Annotated in this window: 17 protein-coding genes and 1 pseudogene; 6 read left to right on the forward strand and 12 right to left on the reverse strand. The window is 48.2% G+C overall.

Going from position 1 to position 15,248, the window contains the following annotated elements; all coding sequences use genetic code 11:
• Window positions 1-52: 52 nt before the first annotated feature.
• The 5 genes and pseudogenes from EFER_RS24315 to rfaQ all read right to left on the reverse strand — a co-directional run.
• Window positions 53-406, reverse strand: a pseudogene (locus EFER_RS24315) (glycosyltransferase); the annotation flags it as partial.
• A gap of 163 nt (window positions 407-569) precedes the next feature.
• On the reverse strand, window positions 570-1,496 hold the full coding sequence (locus EFER_RS19585) for a glycosyltransferase family 52 (protein WP_024256561.1): 927 nt from the start codon (window positions 1,494-1,496) through the stop codon (window positions 570-572).
• A 30-nt stretch (window positions 1,497-1,526) separates the two neighbouring features.
• On the reverse strand, window positions 1,527-2,324 hold the full coding sequence (gene rfaP, locus EFER_RS19590) for a lipopolysaccharide core heptose(I) kinase RfaP (protein WP_000229837.1): 798 nt from the start codon (window positions 2,322-2,324) through the stop codon (window positions 1,527-1,529).
• Window positions 2,317-3,441, reverse strand: coding sequence for a lipopolysaccharide glucosyltransferase I (gene rfaG, locus EFER_RS19595; RefSeq protein ID WP_000634276.1), 1,125 nt, complete (start codon window positions 3,439-3,441; stop codon window positions 2,317-2,319). Before rfaG ends, rfaP begins: the two co-directional genes overlap by 8 nt.
• Window positions 3,438-4,508: a lipopolysaccharide core heptosyltransferase RfaQ gene (gene rfaQ / locus EFER_RS19600; RefSeq protein ID WP_024256562.1), complete on the reverse strand. Its 1,071-nt coding sequence runs from the start codon at window positions 4,506-4,508 to the stop codon at window positions 3,438-3,440. Before rfaQ ends, rfaG begins: the two co-directional genes overlap by 4 nt.
• 405 nt (window positions 4,509-4,913) lie before the next feature.
• On the opposite strand from rfaQ, the gene waaA reads away from it, so the two are divergent.
• Together waaA and coaD are read left to right on the forward strand one after the other, a co-directional pair.
• On the forward strand, window positions 4,914-6,191 hold the full coding sequence (gene waaA / locus EFER_RS19605; RefSeq protein ID WP_000891553.1) for a lipid IV(A) 3-deoxy-D-manno-octulosonic acid transferase: 1,278 nt from the start codon (window positions 4,914-4,916) through the stop codon (window positions 6,189-6,191).
• Window positions 6,192-6,198: 7 nt separating this feature from the next.
• On the forward strand, window positions 6,199-6,678 hold the full coding sequence (coaD, locus tag EFER_RS19610) for a pantetheine-phosphate adenylyltransferase (RefSeq protein ID WP_001171862.1): 480 nt from the start codon (window positions 6,199-6,201) through the stop codon (window positions 6,676-6,678).
• Between the two features lie 38 nt (window positions 6,679-6,716).
• Here the strand turns inward: coaD and mutM are convergent, their stop codons facing one another.
• The 4 genes from mutM to radC all read right to left on the reverse strand — a co-directional run bounded on the left by mutM (window position 6,717) and on the right by radC (window position 8,933).
• A complete protein-coding gene (gene mutM / locus EFER_RS19615) occupies window positions 6,717-7,526 on the reverse strand; it encodes a bifunctional DNA-formamidopyrimidine glycosylase/DNA-(apurinic or apyrimidinic site) lyase (RefSeq protein WP_001114533.1) in 810 nt (269 codons plus the stop codon).
• 97 nt (window positions 7,527-7,623) lie between these two features.
• On the reverse strand, window positions 7,624-7,791 hold the full coding sequence (gene rpmG / locus EFER_RS19620) for a 50S ribosomal protein L33 (protein ID WP_001051798.1): 168 nt from the start codon (window positions 7,789-7,791) through the stop codon (window positions 7,624-7,626).
• Window positions 7,792-7,811: 20 nt separating this feature from the next.
• Window positions 7,812-8,048 (reverse strand): 50S ribosomal protein L28, encoded by a 237-nt coding sequence (gene rpmB / locus EFER_RS19625; RefSeq protein ID WP_000091955.1) that lies wholly within the window; start codon window positions 8,046-8,048, stop codon window positions 7,812-7,814.
• Window positions 8,049-8,264: 216 nt separating this feature from the next.
• Window positions 8,265-8,933, reverse strand: coding sequence for a RadC family protein (radC, locus tag EFER_RS19630; protein ID WP_001297375.1), 669 nt, complete (start codon window positions 8,931-8,933; stop codon window positions 8,265-8,267).
• Between the two features lie 171 nt (window positions 8,934-9,104).
• Between radC and coaBC the strand changes: the two genes are divergently transcribed.
• The 3 genes from coaBC (at window position 9,105) to slmA (ending at window position 11,464) form a co-directional block, all read left to right on the forward strand.
• Complete coding sequence (gene coaBC / locus EFER_RS19635; protein WP_000050163.1) at window positions 9,105-10,325, forward strand: bifunctional phosphopantothenoylcysteine decarboxylase/phosphopantothenate--cysteine ligase CoaBC; 1,221 nt, start codon at window positions 9,105-9,107, stop codon at window positions 10,323-10,325.
• Window positions 10,303-10,761 carry a dUTP diphosphatase gene (gene dut, locus EFER_RS19640; protein WP_000976070.1) on the forward strand — a complete coding sequence of 153 codons (459 nt, stop codon included), beginning with the start codon at window positions 10,303-10,305 and terminating at the stop codon, window positions 10,759-10,761. Before coaBC ends, dut begins: the two co-directional genes overlap by 23 nt.
• Window positions 10,762-10,867: 106 nt before the next feature.
• Window positions 10,868-11,464 carry a nucleoid occlusion factor SlmA gene (gene slmA / locus EFER_RS19645; RefSeq protein ID WP_000818603.1) on the forward strand — a complete coding sequence of 199 codons (597 nt, stop codon included), beginning with the start codon at window positions 10,868-10,870 and terminating at the stop codon, window positions 11,462-11,464.
• A gap of 43 nt (window positions 11,465-11,507) precedes the next feature.
• Here slmA and EFER_RS19650 read toward each other — a convergent pair whose 3' ends face one another.
• The 3 genes from EFER_RS19650 to rph all read right to left on the reverse strand — a co-directional run bounded on the left by EFER_RS19650 (window position 11,508) and on the right by rph (window position 14,188).
• Window positions 11,508-12,467, reverse strand: a complete 960-nt coding sequence (locus EFER_RS19650) for a reverse transcriptase family protein (RefSeq protein ID WP_000340180.1) — start codon at window positions 12,465-12,467, stop codon at window positions 11,508-11,510.
• A gap of 297 nt (window positions 12,468-12,764) precedes the next feature.
• Window positions 12,765-13,406: an orotate phosphoribosyltransferase gene (gene pyrE, locus EFER_RS19655; protein ID WP_000806177.1), complete on the reverse strand. Its 642-nt coding sequence runs from the start codon at window positions 13,404-13,406 to the stop codon at window positions 12,765-12,767.
• A 65-nt stretch (window positions 13,407-13,471) separates the two neighbouring features.
• Window positions 13,472-14,188: a ribonuclease PH gene (gene rph, locus EFER_RS19660; protein ID WP_001247093.1), complete on the reverse strand. Its 717-nt coding sequence runs from the start codon at window positions 14,186-14,188 to the stop codon at window positions 13,472-13,474.
• A 126-nt stretch (window positions 14,189-14,314) separates the two neighbouring features.
• On the opposite strand from rph, the gene EFER_RS19665 reads away from it, so the two are divergent.
• Window positions 14,315-15,178 (forward strand): YicC/YloC family endoribonuclease, encoded by an 864-nt coding sequence (locus EFER_RS19665; RefSeq protein ID WP_000621336.1) that lies wholly within the window; start codon window positions 14,315-14,317, stop codon window positions 15,176-15,178.
• Window positions 15,179-15,248: the final 70 nt, after the last annotated feature.

Below are 15,248 nucleotides of genomic sequence, written 5' to 3' on the forward strand. Positions count from 1 at the left end.
ACAACCCGCTACGGGGGAGACTTACCCGAAATCTGATTTATTCAACAAAGCCTACTGGCACATCAATTCCTGATTTTTTACGTGCTTTGGCCGCATACAAACACGAGATCACGTCAATACAAATAACAACATCTGGCCGATAATCCTGAAGCCATTTGCTTAAAGCTTGAATATGTTTCGCGCGACGCAAAAAACCTAAGCGAATATTGGAAAATGAACACGAGTACTTAATACCTTCCAGCCATCCCTTATCCATTTTGTCATTACGACAAAAGAAAAACATTTCACTTTGGATATGTTGTTGCCTGAAGGTAGTAATAACATCACGAATGACTGTTTCCATGCCGCCAAATCCAGAAACAGCTTCGCCTATAAATGCTATTTTTAAATCAGTTATTTTACTCATTGAGTATCGATTCTCTATATTAACTCGCCATACTTCAAGTTGCATATGCTACTTCTACGTTTGCTCACCCCAGCTACTACGGAAGTCAGACTCCCGGGGTTTCACTCGCTCGAGCCTTCCTACAACCTGTATTATTTAGAGTATATAAATTTTTAAATGTACATTATTTTAATTCAACGAGTTTAAAATCAAAGCCTAAATAATTATTGAAACTATCTTTTAGCAAGGAACTTTTTATATTATAATTTTCAACAGCAGTAATATTGCTTAAATTAAATTGTACCGTAGTGTTAAAGCCATATAACTTTAAAAAATATCCTTTCTCTAAATAATTAATAAGGATATCTTCTGCAATAAGTACTGAATCAATAGTTAATATGTTCTTAAATGTATGTACCGACTCTCTCGGATGAGGGATATAAATATCGATTTTATTAACATCTATAAACTCCTGTATCTTCTGCAAAAAAGCTTGTTTATCTACTCCTTTTTTAATAGCATCAGAGTAAACAGTACCTAATAGAACTTTCTTGGTCTCACCGTTTGGCAAGAAATTGTTATTTGTTTTATATAAAGCAATGTATTCGGTATTATCAATGATATTTGATTTATTAGGGAATAAAGAATAATGCTTTTTAATTAATTTAAGAATATCTTCTTTATGATATTTTCTACCCATTATTCTGCGTAACAACTTCGACGTAATCTTTATAGGCTTATTATCATACATAACACTTTTTTTATTTATATTATTTGTTCCATCATCAAATGTTTTAATATCACGAAATTTTAGATGCGATAAGATATGATGTATTAAGGGGACGTGAAAGTTCGCAAAAAAAACAATGCTATAATTATCATTATACATTTCGATTATTTTCTTTGCATATCTAGTTCTATTTATAGTTTTCAATGTTGATGTTTTAGGTGCTGGCGCTCGAATGCTGATTTTGCGGAAATACGTTCTGAGTTTGTTTAAATAAAATAAGTTTTTCTTATTACAATCATCACCAATAAAAAGAAGGTCAACATTTTGTAGCTGTTCTTTTTCTATAATTGCTTTTGCAATAAGTAATTGCAAATTAGTCATGCATATAAATAGGTACATTTTATTTATTCGTCAAAGGTTCTTTCTTAACGTCCTTTCTTTGATTTTTCTTGCTTTTTCTTCAGTCGCAGACATTAAGTTAGATTCATTCTGAAAAATTTGACGTAAAGGCATCCCAAAATAAACCTTCATAAATCGCCAGATATCTCTCTGCGTCAGACCAATATTCATTGATGAGAAATATAAACCAATCAAATCTTTATCCCGCCAACGACGTGGTACTTTTGCACGTATCTGTGCCCGGTGCAGATCGATAACCGAAATTTTTAATTCATCTTCCCGGCCAGTAAATGGCAAATGGAGTAAAAAGTGGCAGATATAACAATCACGGTGATTAATCCCTGCTGCATGCATTTTGCGCACCATGGTTGCCACACGCGCGATCAGCATACGCTTAATATGTACATCAGGCGGGTTGACCGCCCAATCTGCACAATAATCTTCAAGGCTAATTGTGGGAGTGAGATCTTCCGTAATAATAAATGATGTGCGAGTTAATGGATTTAACCCTTTTTCACCAAATCCTATTCCGTGCATCGTATCAACACCGACATCATGCAGTCGATGAATAGCGTGCCACTCTCTGTCTGCGCCTAAAACGGGCATCCGCAATGAGAGCAGGTTTTTTATAATTTCTTTTAAAGTCGTCCCTTTGTGCCACTTGAGGAAATAGCTTTTCCCGGCCAGTTCAAAGCGTAATGTGCGACGCGTCTCGAGTTCACGAAAGACCTCGCCATTCAGTTTTTTAACTTCTGCAAAGGCATCTTTACCACGCCAGAGTGTGGCAAGTGGCTCTTTTAATTCAACCATCTAAACCACCTGTAATGATATCTGCCGCTTTCTCCGGCAAGCTATACAAATCCTGAGTATCGGCGTAATACCGAGCATTCTCCGCCCAGGCCATGCGCAATGGAGATTGAGTTAACGCTTTACGTAAAACGTCATTTAATTGTTCCTGGGAGAAAGGTTCAGCGATGACCGTTCCACAATTAGCATCCGCAATATAATGTGCGTACCCACATACCGCTGTTGTTAAAACAGGTAATCCAGCAGTGATCGCTTCAAGAAGAACGATACCCGCGGCTTCCTGATAAGCGGGATGCAGTAATAAATCAGCGGCTGCCATTAATTCTGACACATCATTGCGACCGGAGAAGAAATGCACATTACTACGCACACCGAGTTTTTCTGCCAGCGCTTCAAATTTACGTGGTTTATCCTGGCCAACAACAAACAACAACGTATTATGGCGTAACGATTCTGGTAACGATGCCAAAGCTTCAATTGAGCGATCCACACCTTTACGGCCAAAATCTGATCCAACCTGTAGCAATAAGTTTTGTTGTTCAGTTATGCCATTTTTCTGGCGATATATTTCACGACTGTTTGGGATTTGCGCGCTGTATTTTCTGTCCGGGTAGATACCAGGTGGAAGAATTTGAAAACGTTCAGATTCAGTTTGGTAATGCTTCTGGAAATCGGCAATTTGCTTATCCGTCAGCATCATGAGTTTTGTCGGTTTACCATGTTCGAACGTCGCTCGCTCAAATGCAGCATAATGGCGATAGCGTGATGTTAAACGATAGAAAAAACCTTTTTCTTGCGCAACTTTCTCGGCGTAACAAACATCAGCGGCAAAATAAACATCCAACCCTGGCATCTTATTAAATCCAACAACGCGATCAGCGGGATGTGCCTTCAGATGGTTTTGAACCCAGGCATAATATTCTGCATTACGTCCATGGTTAGTATGGGATTTAACCGGTACGCGAATAAGCTCAAATGCTTCCGGGCAATCGCCTTCCCACGACTGTGTATATACCCGAACATGGTGGCCCCGTGCGGCAACTGTTGACGCTATACGCATAAAGTCACGCTGTAGCCCACCAAATGGAAAATATTTATATAAGCAAAATGCCACGATCATAATTGTGCATTCCTGTCAGCTGAAGGTGCATCTTCTGGCAACAGCTTTTCCGTAGCGGCAATGACATCCTCCGCTGGAATAACAGAAAGATATTTTTTGTTGCGGTCAAGTTCGTGCCGGGTCGGCATTTTCTGATAATTCCCCGCCCAGAACTGAATAATATTATCGGTCCATGGACGCCAGAATACATGATCAGTGGCCCCAAACAGGCTAATAACTGGCGTCTTCACAGCCGCCGCAATATGCCCCGGCGCAGAATCCACACCAATAAAGAGCACTGCATGATCAATTAATGCGCCCAGTTCAGGAAAACGTGTTTTACCGGCAAGGCCGGTAATAGGTTTTGTTTGGCAGCCTCGTGCAATTTCATCTACGCAAGCGAGATCATCTGCCGAAGGGCCACAAGTCAGCACAACCTGATAACCACGATGTTGCAACGCATCGATAACCATAGAAAATTTATCGTTGTCCCAGCACTTAAATATCTGTCGGGCTGTCGGCTGGATAACGACGTAATGATCTTTCACGCCCAGTGCATCTAATTCCTGGCGCATTTTCTTCCAGCAATCATCAGCATAACTCATTGTTGTTTCAGTATAAAAATCGGTAATACCTAATGGCTCAAGGACCGACAAATTACGCTCAACAATATGTGTACCGTGTATAGGCGCTAAGTGTGTAAAGCTTTTTTTCCAAATGCCATGCTGCCGATGACCATAAAGCTGCGATATTTTCATACGAGCAGGTAAACAACGTACCAGCAGGGCCACCATCCACTGATCCGTAAGATTAATGACCAGGTCGTAATTATTCGCACGCAGAGTTTTTATCAGTGAAAGTGCATTTTTAATTTTATCGAATGTTCCCGCACCTTTATTGCTTATACCATAGAGTGCATTAATTTCTGGGTTTTCAGATAAAATCGGAATTGTATCCTGGTAAAGCAGCATATCGATTTTTGCGTCGGGATAATTCTGCTTGAGTGTACTGATTACAGGAGTAGTTAATAACATATCTCCGTGATATCGCATCTTTATGACCAGGATTTTTCGAAATGGCTTTTCCACTAGCGACTCTTTTGTGTGATTGTCTGGTTAAGTTAAGCAGAAAAAAGCACGCTACCGCCCCAGGCTCAACAGCTACCCGAATACTGATAACGCACTTACTTTGACACGCTAGTGTATCATTTCTTTCGCAGCAATCCGACCCGAATGATTTTTATACACAAAATATGTTTTAATTATAAAAATCATATAGATAAAATTCCGCATACAGCGAATCCAGATATTGTCGATGTAAAGTTGCAACCCTGGCTGAAATTCAATGAATCGCATAAGAATACAAAAAAACTGAAGATCTAGCGGCAGATCAGCTCAAACAGAGGCTAATTAAGTCAAAAACAGGAAAAGTAATGGCAAACCCGGTGCTAAATACATAGAATCCCCAGCACATCCATAAGTCAGCTATTTATTATGCTTGAATTGCTTTACACCGCCCTTCTCTACCTTATTCAGCCACTGATCTGGATACGGCTCTGGGTGCGCGGACGTAAGGCTCCGGCCTATCGAAAACGCTGGGGTGAACGTTACGGTTTTTACCGCCATCCGCTAAAACCAGGCGGCATTATGCTGCACTCCGTCTCCGTCGGTGAAACTCTGGCGGCGATCCCGTTGGTGCGCGCGCTGCGTCATCGTTATCCTGATTTACCGATTACCGTTACAACCATGACGCCAACCGGTTCGGAACGCGTACAATCTGCGTTCGGTAAGGATGTTCAGCACGTTTATCTGCCTTACGATCTGCCCGATGCGCTTAATCGTTTCCTGAATAAAGTCGACCCCAAACTGGTGTTGATTATGGAAACCGAGCTATGGCCTAACCTGATTGCGGCGCTACATAAACGTAAAATTCCGTTGGTGATCGCTAACGCGCGACTCTCTGCCCGCTCTGCCGCAGGTTATGCCAAATTGGGCAAATTCGTCCGTCGCTTGCTACGTCGAATTACGCTGATTGCCGCCCAAAATGAAGAAGATGGTGCACGTTTTGTGGCGCTGGGTGCAAAAAATAATCAGGTGACCATCACTGGTAGCCTGAAATTCGATATCTCTGTCACGCCGCAGTTGGCTGCCAAAGCAGTAACGCTGCGCCGCCAGTGGGCACCTCATCGCCCGGTATGGATTGCCACCAGCACTCACGAAGGTGAAGAAAGTGTGGTCATTGCCGCACATCAGGCGCTATTACAGCAATTCCCGAATTTATTGCTCATCCTGGTACCACGTCATCCGGAACGCTTCCCGGATGCGATTAACCTTGTCCGCCAGGCTGGACTAAGCTATATCACACGCTCTTCAGGAGAAGTCCCCTCCACCAGCACGCAGGTTGTGGTTGGCGATACGATGGGCGAGTTGATGTTGCTGTACGGTATTGCCGATCTCGCCTTTGTTGGTGGTTCACTGGTTGAACGTGGTGGGCATAATCCACTGGAAGCCGCCGCACACGCTATTCCGGTATTGATGGGGCCGCATACCTTTAACTTTAAAGATATTTGCGCGCGGCTGGAACAGGCAAGCGGGCTGATTACCGTTACCGATGCCACTACGCTTGCAAAAGAGGTTTCCTCTTTACTCACCGACGCCGATTACCGTAGTTTCTATGGCCGTCATGCCGTTGAAGTGCTGTATCAAAACCAGGGCGCGCTACAGCGTCTGCTTCAACTGCTGGAACCTTACCTGCCACCGAAAACGCATTGAGGTTGTTATGCAAAAACGGGCGATTTATCCGGGTACTTTCGATCCCATTACCAATGGTCATATCGATATCGTGACGCGCGCCACGCAAATGTTCGATCACGTTATTCTGGCGATTGCCGCCAGTCCCAGTAAAAAACCGATGTTTACTCTGGAAGAGCGTGTGGCGTTGGCACAGCACGCAACTGCGCATCTGGGAAACGTGGAAGTGGTCGGATTTAGTGATTTGATGGCGAACTTCGCCCGTAATCAACACGCTACGGTGCTGATTCGTGGCCTGCGTGCGGTGGCGGATTTTGAATATGAAATGCAGCTGGCGCATATGAATCGCCACTTAATGCCGGAACTGGAAAGTGTGTTTCTGATGCCTTCGAAAGAGTGGTCGTTTATCTCTTCATCGTTGGTGAAAGAGGTGGCGCGCCATCAGGGCGATGTTACCCATTTCCTGCCGGAGAATGTCCATCAGGCGCTGATGGCGAAGTTAGCGTAGAGTTTATGCCGGATGGTATGCCATCCGGCGCACATCAATTACTTCTGGCACTGCCGACAATAAAATGTTGCCCGCTGCGCATGTTTAGTCGCCACAATCGGCGTACCGCACACCCGACACGGCTCACCTTTTCGCCCGTAAACCTGCAATTCCTGAGCGAAATAGCCCGGTTTACCATCACTTTGCAGAAAATCTTTCAGAGTTGTACCGCCCTGCTCAATCGAACGCAGCAACACCGCTTTAATCACCCGAGCTAACAATTCACACTCCGCCAGCGACAGTGATGACGCCAGCCGATCCGGATGGATCCCCGCCGCAAACAGAGATTCGCTGGCATAGATATTCCCTACGCCTACCACCAGCTTGTTATCCATCAGCCACGGTTTAATCGCCGTTTTTTTCTTCGCGCACTTCTGATGCAGGTACTCACCGTTGAAATCGTCGCTAAGCGGCTCCGGTCCAAGATGGGCCAGCACGTTGTGCCCTTCCAGCTCTTTGGTCCACAGCCAGGCACCAAAGCGGCGCGGATCGGTGTAGCGTAGCACTTTGCCGTTGCTCATCACCAAATCAACATGGTCATGCTTTTCAGGGGGAAGCTCTTCTGGAAGGATGCGCAGGCTGCCAGACATCCCTAAATGAATGATAATCCAGCCCTCAGGCAGCTCCAGCAGCAGATATTTAGCCCGGCGCTGCACGCTAAGCACTGGTTGGTCGCTTAAACGGTAGATCTCTTCCGAAACCGGCCAGCGCAGGCGTCCGTTGCGCACCACCGCATGAAGAATGGTTGCACCAACGAGATGCGGTTCTATGCCGCGGCGGCTGGTTTCAACTTCGGGTAATTCAGGCATAGCATCTCCAGGAATCAACAGATGCAGTCAATATGGGGGCAAGCAGATAACAAAAAACCCCGCCGGAGCGAGGTTTTTCGTTACATCAAAGCGAGAATTATTTGATTTTCGCTTCTTTGTAGATCACGTGCTGGCGAACAACTGGATCGAATTTTTTCAGTTCCAGTTTTTCCGGCTTAGTACGTTTGTTCTTCGTAGTGGTATAGAAGTGACCAGTACCAGCAGAAGAAACCAGCTTGATTTTCTCACGAATACCTTTAGCCATGATTTATTTCCTCTAAGTACTTAGTACTTTTCGCCACGGGCACGCAGTTCAGCCAGAACTGTATCGATGCCTTTTTTATCGATTACACGCATACCTTTAGCAGATACGCGCAGGGTGACAAAACGCTTCTCGCTCTCAACCCAGAAACGGTGAGAGTGCAGGTTCGGCAGGAAACGGCGTTTAGTCGCGTTCAGTGCGTGGGAACGGTTGTTACCGGTCACCGGACGCTTGCCAGTAACTTGGCAGACTCGGGACATGTCTATTCTCCAAAAATCAAATTAGCTCGAGCTTCGTATGGGGTATTGGCGCCTCGTCAGGCTTTACAGCCCGGTCATCGCAGTTCTATGTGAACTCTCGATTGCCAGGCCCAAATGCCAAACCCGAGATTCTCAAAGGTGGCGTAGTATACGCTGACTCAGCGATGTGCTCAAGTCCCGAACAGACAAAGATCCCGAAGGATCGCGCATAGCGGGTTAAATCCAGCCGCGTTCGGCAAAAGAAACATACTCTCCACGCCCAATCACGATATGGTCGAGCACGCGTAAATCCATGAACTGACAACTTTTTATTATCCGTTCGGTAATGAGTTTATCCGCTTTACTGGGTTCAGCACAACCCGAAGGGTGATTATGTGCAAGGATCAGCGCCGAGGCGTTTATTTTTATCGCTTCGCGGATAATTTCCCGAGGATGGACTTCAACATGGTTTAGCGTGCCGGAAAAAAGACGGCTATGCGTTATAACCCTGTGTTGGGAGTCGAGAAAGATCACCATAAAGATCTCCCGCTCCTCGCCCGTGAGCTGGCTTTGTAAAAATTCCCTCGTCATCTCCGGGCTGAGTAAAGGGCTTTCTTCACGCATCCGCACGTTGTAGTAACGCCGCGCCAGTTCAGCAATCCCCTTTAACTGGGCAAATTTCGCCACACCAATTCCATGAACGCCACTAAACTGTTCATATTCAGAGGTTAACAAGCCATAAAGAGAGCCGAAATTCTCCAGCATCTCTTTTGCCAGGGTTAATACATCTTTACCGCGCGTTCCGGTACGCAGAAATAGCGCCAGCAGCTCGACATCCGTTAAGGCGCTAATACCAAACTTCAGCATTTTTTCGCGCGGCATCAACAGCTGTGCATTGTTTTTCACCTTCACCTCCTTTGTGGTGCTCGCATCCTGTCATAGCCGTTCCGTTAAATCGACGGCCAGTTTTCAATCCTGGAAAGCGCCTCGCAAAGTGATTCTCAGGTGAAGGCACGACAACAAAAGTATTGTGATAAAATCGCCAACTTCTGGTGTCACCCAACAGGAAAAATCATCATGAGCCTGGCCGGTAAAAAAATCGTTCTCGGCGTTAGCGGCGGCATTGCTGCCTATAAAACCCCTGAACTGGTGCGTCGTTTGCGCGATCGCGGAGCAGACGTCCGCGTAGTCATGACCGAAGCGGCAAAAGCCTTTATCACCCCACTTAGCTTGCAGGCGGTTTCTGGTTACCCCGTTTCCGATAGTCTGCTGGATCCAGCAGCCGAGGCGGCTATGGGTCATATTGAGCTGGGTAAATGGGCTGATTTAGTGATTCTCGCCCCAGCCACCGCTGATTTGATTGCCCGCGTAGCTGCCGGGATGGCGAATGATCTGGTGTCAACGATTTGCCTGGCTACGCCTGCGCCTGTTGCCGTACTGCCAGCCATGAACCAGCAGATGTACCGTGCCGCCGCCACCCAGCATAATTTAGAGGTGCTTGCCTCGCGTGGTTTGCTCATCTGGGGGCCAGACAGCGGCAGTCAGGCTTGTGGTGATATCGGCCCGGGGCGAATGCTCGATCCATTAACCATTGTGGATATGGCGGTAGCCCATTTTTCGCCCGTCAACGACCTGAAACATCTGAACATTATGATTACCGCCGGTCCGACGCGTGAACCGCTTGACCCGGTGCGTTATATCTCTAATCACAGCTCCGGCAAGATGGGGTTTGCTATCGCTGCTGCTGCTGCCCGTCGTGGCGCGAACGTCACGCTGGTATCAGGTCCGGTTTCACTACCGACGCCACCGTTTGTTAAACGTGTTGATGTGATGACTGCGCTGGAAATGGAAGCGGCCGTGAATGCTTCTGTACAGCAGCAAAATATTTTTATCGGTTGCGCCGCCGTGGCGGATTATCGCGCAGCTACCGTGGCCCCAGAGAAAATCAAAAAGCAGGCCACGCAGGGTGATGAATTAACAATAAAAATGGTTAAAAACCCCGATATCGTCGCAGGCGTTGCCGCACTAAAAGACCATCGACCCTACGTCGTTGGATTTGCCGCCGAAACAAATAATGTGGAAGAATACGCCCGGCAAAAACGTATCCGTAAAAACCTTGATCTGATCTGTGCGAACGATGTTTCTCAGCCAACTCAAGGATTTAACAGCGACAACAACGCATTACACCTTTTCTGGCAGGACGGAGATAAAGTCTTACCGCTTGAGCGCAAAGAGCTCCTTGGCCAATTATTACTCGACGAGATCGTGACCCGTTATGATGAAAAAAATCGACGTTAAGATTCTGGACCCGCGCGTTGGGAAGGAATTTCCGCTCCCGACTTATGCCACCTCTGGCTCTGCCGGACTTGACCTGCGTGCCTGTCTCGACGACGCCGTAGAACTGGCTCCGGGTGACACTACGCTGGTTCCGACCGGGCTGGCGATTCATATTGCCGATCCTTCACTGGCGGCAATGATGCTGCCGCGCTCCGGATTGGGACATAAGCACGGTATCGTGCTCGGTAACCTGGTAGGATTAATCGATTCTGACTATCAGGGCCAGTTGATGATCTCTGTGTGGAACCGTGGTCAGGACAGCTTCACCATTCAACCTGGCGAACGTATCGCCCAAATGATTTTTGTTCCGGTAGTACAGGCTGAATTTAATCTGGTGGAAGATTTCGACGCCACCGACCGCGGTGAAGGCGGCTTTGGTCACTCTGGTCGTCAGTAACACATACGCATCCGAATAACGTCATAACATAGCCGCAAACATTTCGTTTGCGGTCATAGCGTGGGTGCCGCCTGGCAAGTGCTTATTTTCAGGGGTATTTTGTAACATGGCAGAAAAACAAACTGCGAAAAGGAACCGTCGCGAAGAAATACTTCAGTCTCTGGCGCTGATGCTGGAATCCAGCGATGGAAGCCAACGTATCACGACGGCAAAACTGGCCGCCTCTGTCGGCGTTTCCGAAGCGGCACTGTATCGCCACTTCCCCAGTAAGACCCGCATGTTCGATAGCCTGATTGAGTTTATCGAAGATAGCCTGATTACTCGCATCAATCTGATTCTGAAAGATGAGAAGGACACCACAGCGCGCCTGCGTCTGATCGTGTTGTTGCTCCTCGGTTTTGGTGAGCGTAATCCTGGCCTGACCCGAATCCTTACCGGGCATGCGCTGATGTTTGAACAAGACCGCCTGCAAGGGCGCATCAACCAACTGTTCGAGCGTATTGAAGCGCAGTTGCGTCAGGTATTGCGTGAAAAGAGAATGCGTGAGGGTGAAGGTTACACCACCGATGAAACACTGCTGGCAAGCCAGTTGCTGGCATTTTGTGAAGGTATGCTGTCACGCTTTGTCCGCAGCGAATTTAAATACCGCCCGACAGATGATTTTGACGCCCGCTGGCCGCTGATTGCCGCGCAGTTGCAGTAATTCTCCCAAACGTTCAGGCAGAAACGTCTGCCTGACGCTTTTCTTACCATACCACCAGCATTCGCTTTACACCCTCCCTCGCCTGTTTAAAACCCTCATCCTCAGGATTGATTTGCAATAACCAGTTTATTCTTCCCTGCAAAGCATAAAGATACGCCGTTGCCTGTGCATGAAGATCGCCAGAAGAATCAAGCTCACCACGACGACTAAGATGCGAAATGACGCCATATTTTTGGCACAAATGTACTTCCTGACGCAGTGCCCTCCGCGCTTCGCGGGCGAGTTGTGGTTTGTGATTAACAACAATCCCGGTTACTTGCTGGTGCTTACAGGCCGCGACCAGGCAGCTTTTGCGTTGATTGAGGTTCAGGCCCAGCTCCGCTAACAATCCGCACACTTTATTTTTAACCAGGCGGGCATTGAAGTGACCGGAAAAGGTCATGTCATCACAGTAGCGGGTGTAGGTAATTCCCCGAGCCTGACACCATTCCCCTATGCGCTCATCAAAACGGCACATCACAAGATTGGAAATGGCAGGCGAAGTTGGTGCCCCCTGCGGTAACGCGTCGTTATAGCAACAAAGCCAGGTCAGCATGGTTACCACATTGCGTGGCAACTGGGCCTGGCGAAACACACGCCAGACCTGTAACCAGCTAATGCTATCGAAAAAGTTTTCGATATCGAGTTTCAGGATCTGCGGCTGTTGGCAGTGAGGCTGCGCATTGCTGACGATTGGGCAACCCGGCCGGTAGGCGGTAGCAAAAGAGGAAAGTGGAAATTGTGAAAGGACGTTCTTAAGAATGTTGCGCTGTACGGTTTTGAGCAAGTAATCAGGGGCTAACACCAGCCGCTGACCACCGTGGCGTTTAGAAAGAATAATGCGTCGGTAATGGCGTCCGGCATGATTACTGAGCGCATACAGCCGCTGTATTTCTTTATCGGCGCTCCAGCCCGGCGAGCCGAACAAATCGAGCGCCAGAAGGGTTATCCGGGTAGCATCCATTCCACTCTCCACATCACGGCGGCCAAAAGAGGCGCCAACAGCAGCAATACCATCAAACCATCCCGAAGGCGCGTAACTGTACTGAGCGCGTCAGCGCGACGTACGCGAAGCGTACTTAAGTACAATGAAGCGGCTTTGGGTATATAGACAAACTACTGGCGTTAAGTCGGCGACTCGCCGACCCTCCCGGCACAAAAGGCCGGAAACGCTATTGCCACTGCTGGCGAAAGCAGATTAACACGATATCTTAAAGCGCATCACGCTGCGCGCTCTAAAAAACCTGCGCAACGCATATTATTAAACGCCAAACTCTTCGCGATAGGCCTTAACCGCCGCCAGATGTTCCGCCATTTCTGGCTTCTCTTCCAGATAAGCAATCAAGTCTTTCAGGGTGATGATAGAGATCACTTTGCAGTTGTAATCACGTTCAACTTCCTGAATTGCCGAAATCTCGCCGCGCCCCCGTTCCTGACGATCGAGTGAAATCAATACGCCAGCAAGCGTCGCGCCATTGGCCTGAATAATTTCCATCGACTCGCGAATCGCCGTTCCGGCGGTGATCACATCATCCACCAGCATTACGCGTCCTTGTAACGCGCTACCGACCAGATTGCCGCCTTCACCGTGGTCTTTTGCTTCTTTGCGGTTAAAGCAGTACGGCAGGTCCAGGTCATGATGCTCCGCCAGCGCCACGGCAGTTGTGGTGGCAATCGGGATCCCTTTGTAAGCAGGGCCAAACAGCAGATCGAACTCAATACCGGAATCCACCAATGCTTCAGCGTAAAAACGGCCTAACAGTGCCAAGTCGCGCCCGGTATTAAACAGCCCGGCGTTGAAGAAATAGGGGCTTTTGCGCCCGGACTTCAGCGTAAACTCGCCAAACTTTAACACCTGCTTGCTAAGCGCAAATTCAATAAACTGGCGCTGATATGGTTTCATGCCTTCGCTCCTCATCTTACTTTTCTACAGACAAAAAAAAGGCGACTCATCAGTCGCCTTAAAAATCAGTTTGCCAGCGCCGCCTTCTGCGTCGCTACAATGGATTCGATTCCCCCTCGGGCCAGCGCCAACAAGGTGAGTAATTCTTCGTGGGTGAACGGTTCGCCTTCTGCCGTCCCCTGCACTTCAATGATGCGCCCGTCTTCGGTCATCACTACGTTCATGTCGGTCTCTGCGGCAGAGTCTTCAACGTATTCCAGATCGCAAACCGCTTCGCCGTTCACAATCCCGACAGAAACCGCGGCTACCATCCCTTTCATCGGATTGGTTTTCAGCTTACCGTTTTCCACCAGCTTCTGTAGCGCATCTGCCAGCGCCACGCAGGCACCCGTAATCGACGCGGTACGAGTGCCACCATCAGCCTGAAGCACGTCGCAGTCCAGCGTAATGGTGAACTCACCCAGCGCTTTCAAATCTACTGCCGCGCGAAGAGCACGGGCGATCAGACGCTGGATTTCCATTGTGCGTCCACCCTGCTTACCTTTCGCTGCTTCACGCGCGTTACGGGTGTGGGTAGAACGTGGCAGCATGCCGTACTCTGCGGTGATCCAGCCCTGGCCCTGACCTTTCAGGAAGCGCGGCACGCCTTCTTCAATAGAGGCGGTACACAATACTTTGGTATCGCCAAATTCGACCAGCACCGAGCCTTCTGCATGTTTTGTATAGTTACGAGTCAGGGTAACGGGACGCACCTGATTATTGCTACGGCCTGCTGGACGCATATTGAAATCTCCGGCTTGAAACAAATGTGGCTGCGCATTATACGGACTTCCGGCGGTTATTCCTATCCTGACAAGGCATCGATGGCTATAATCCTTCCACCTCTCCTTTTATAAACAGGAACGTCTATGATCCGCAGTATGACCGCCTACGCCCGGCGTGAAATCAAGGGTGAATGGGGGAGCGCAACCTGGGAAATGCGCTCGGTAAACCAGCGTTATCTGGAAACTTACTTTCGTCTGCCGGAGCAGTTCCGTAGCCTTGAACCTGTCGTTCGCGAGCGTATTCGTTCTCGCCTGACGCGTGGTAAAGTGGAATGTACCCTGCGCTATGAGCCAGATGTCAGCGCACAAGGTGAGCTGATCCTCAACGAAAAACTGGCTAAACAGCTGGTAACTGCCGCGAACTGGGTAAAAATGCAGAGTGACGAAGGGGAAATCAACCCGGTTGATATTCTCCGTTGGCCAGGCGTGATGGCAGCCCAGGAGCAGGATCTCGACGCGATTGCTGCTGAAATTCTCGCGGCGCTGGATGGTACGCTGGATGACTTTATCGTCGCGCGCGAAACCGAAGGTCAGGCGCTGAAAGCATTGATCGAGCAGCGTCTGGAAGGCGTTACCGCCGAAGTGGTCAAAGTCCGCGCCCATATGCCGGAAATCCTGCAATGGCAGCGTGAGCGTCTGGTCGCGAAGCTGGAAGATGCTCAGGTTCAGTTGGAAAACAACCGTCTGGAGCAGGAGTTGGTTCTGCTGGCACAACGAATTGACGTTGCCGAAGAGCTGGACCGCCTCGAAGCGCATGTTAAAGAGACCTACAACATTCTGAAGAAAAAAGAAGCGGTTGGCCGTCGTCTGGACTTTATGATGCAGGAGTTCAACCGCGAGTCGAACACTCTTGCTTCGAAGTCTATCAATGCCGAAGTGACAAACTCTGCCATCGAGCTGAAAGTGTTGATTGAGCAGATGCGCGAGCAGATTCAGAATATCGAGTAAACAACATATCTCCGTAGGCCGTTGTTAATTACAGCGGCGCTACGCATATAATTTCGTCCTCACATTTAAT

Source organism: Escherichia fergusonii ATCC 35469 (assembly GCF_000026225.1).
Classification (GTDB): Bacteria; Pseudomonadota; Gammaproteobacteria; order Enterobacterales; family Enterobacteriaceae; genus Escherichia; species Escherichia fergusonii.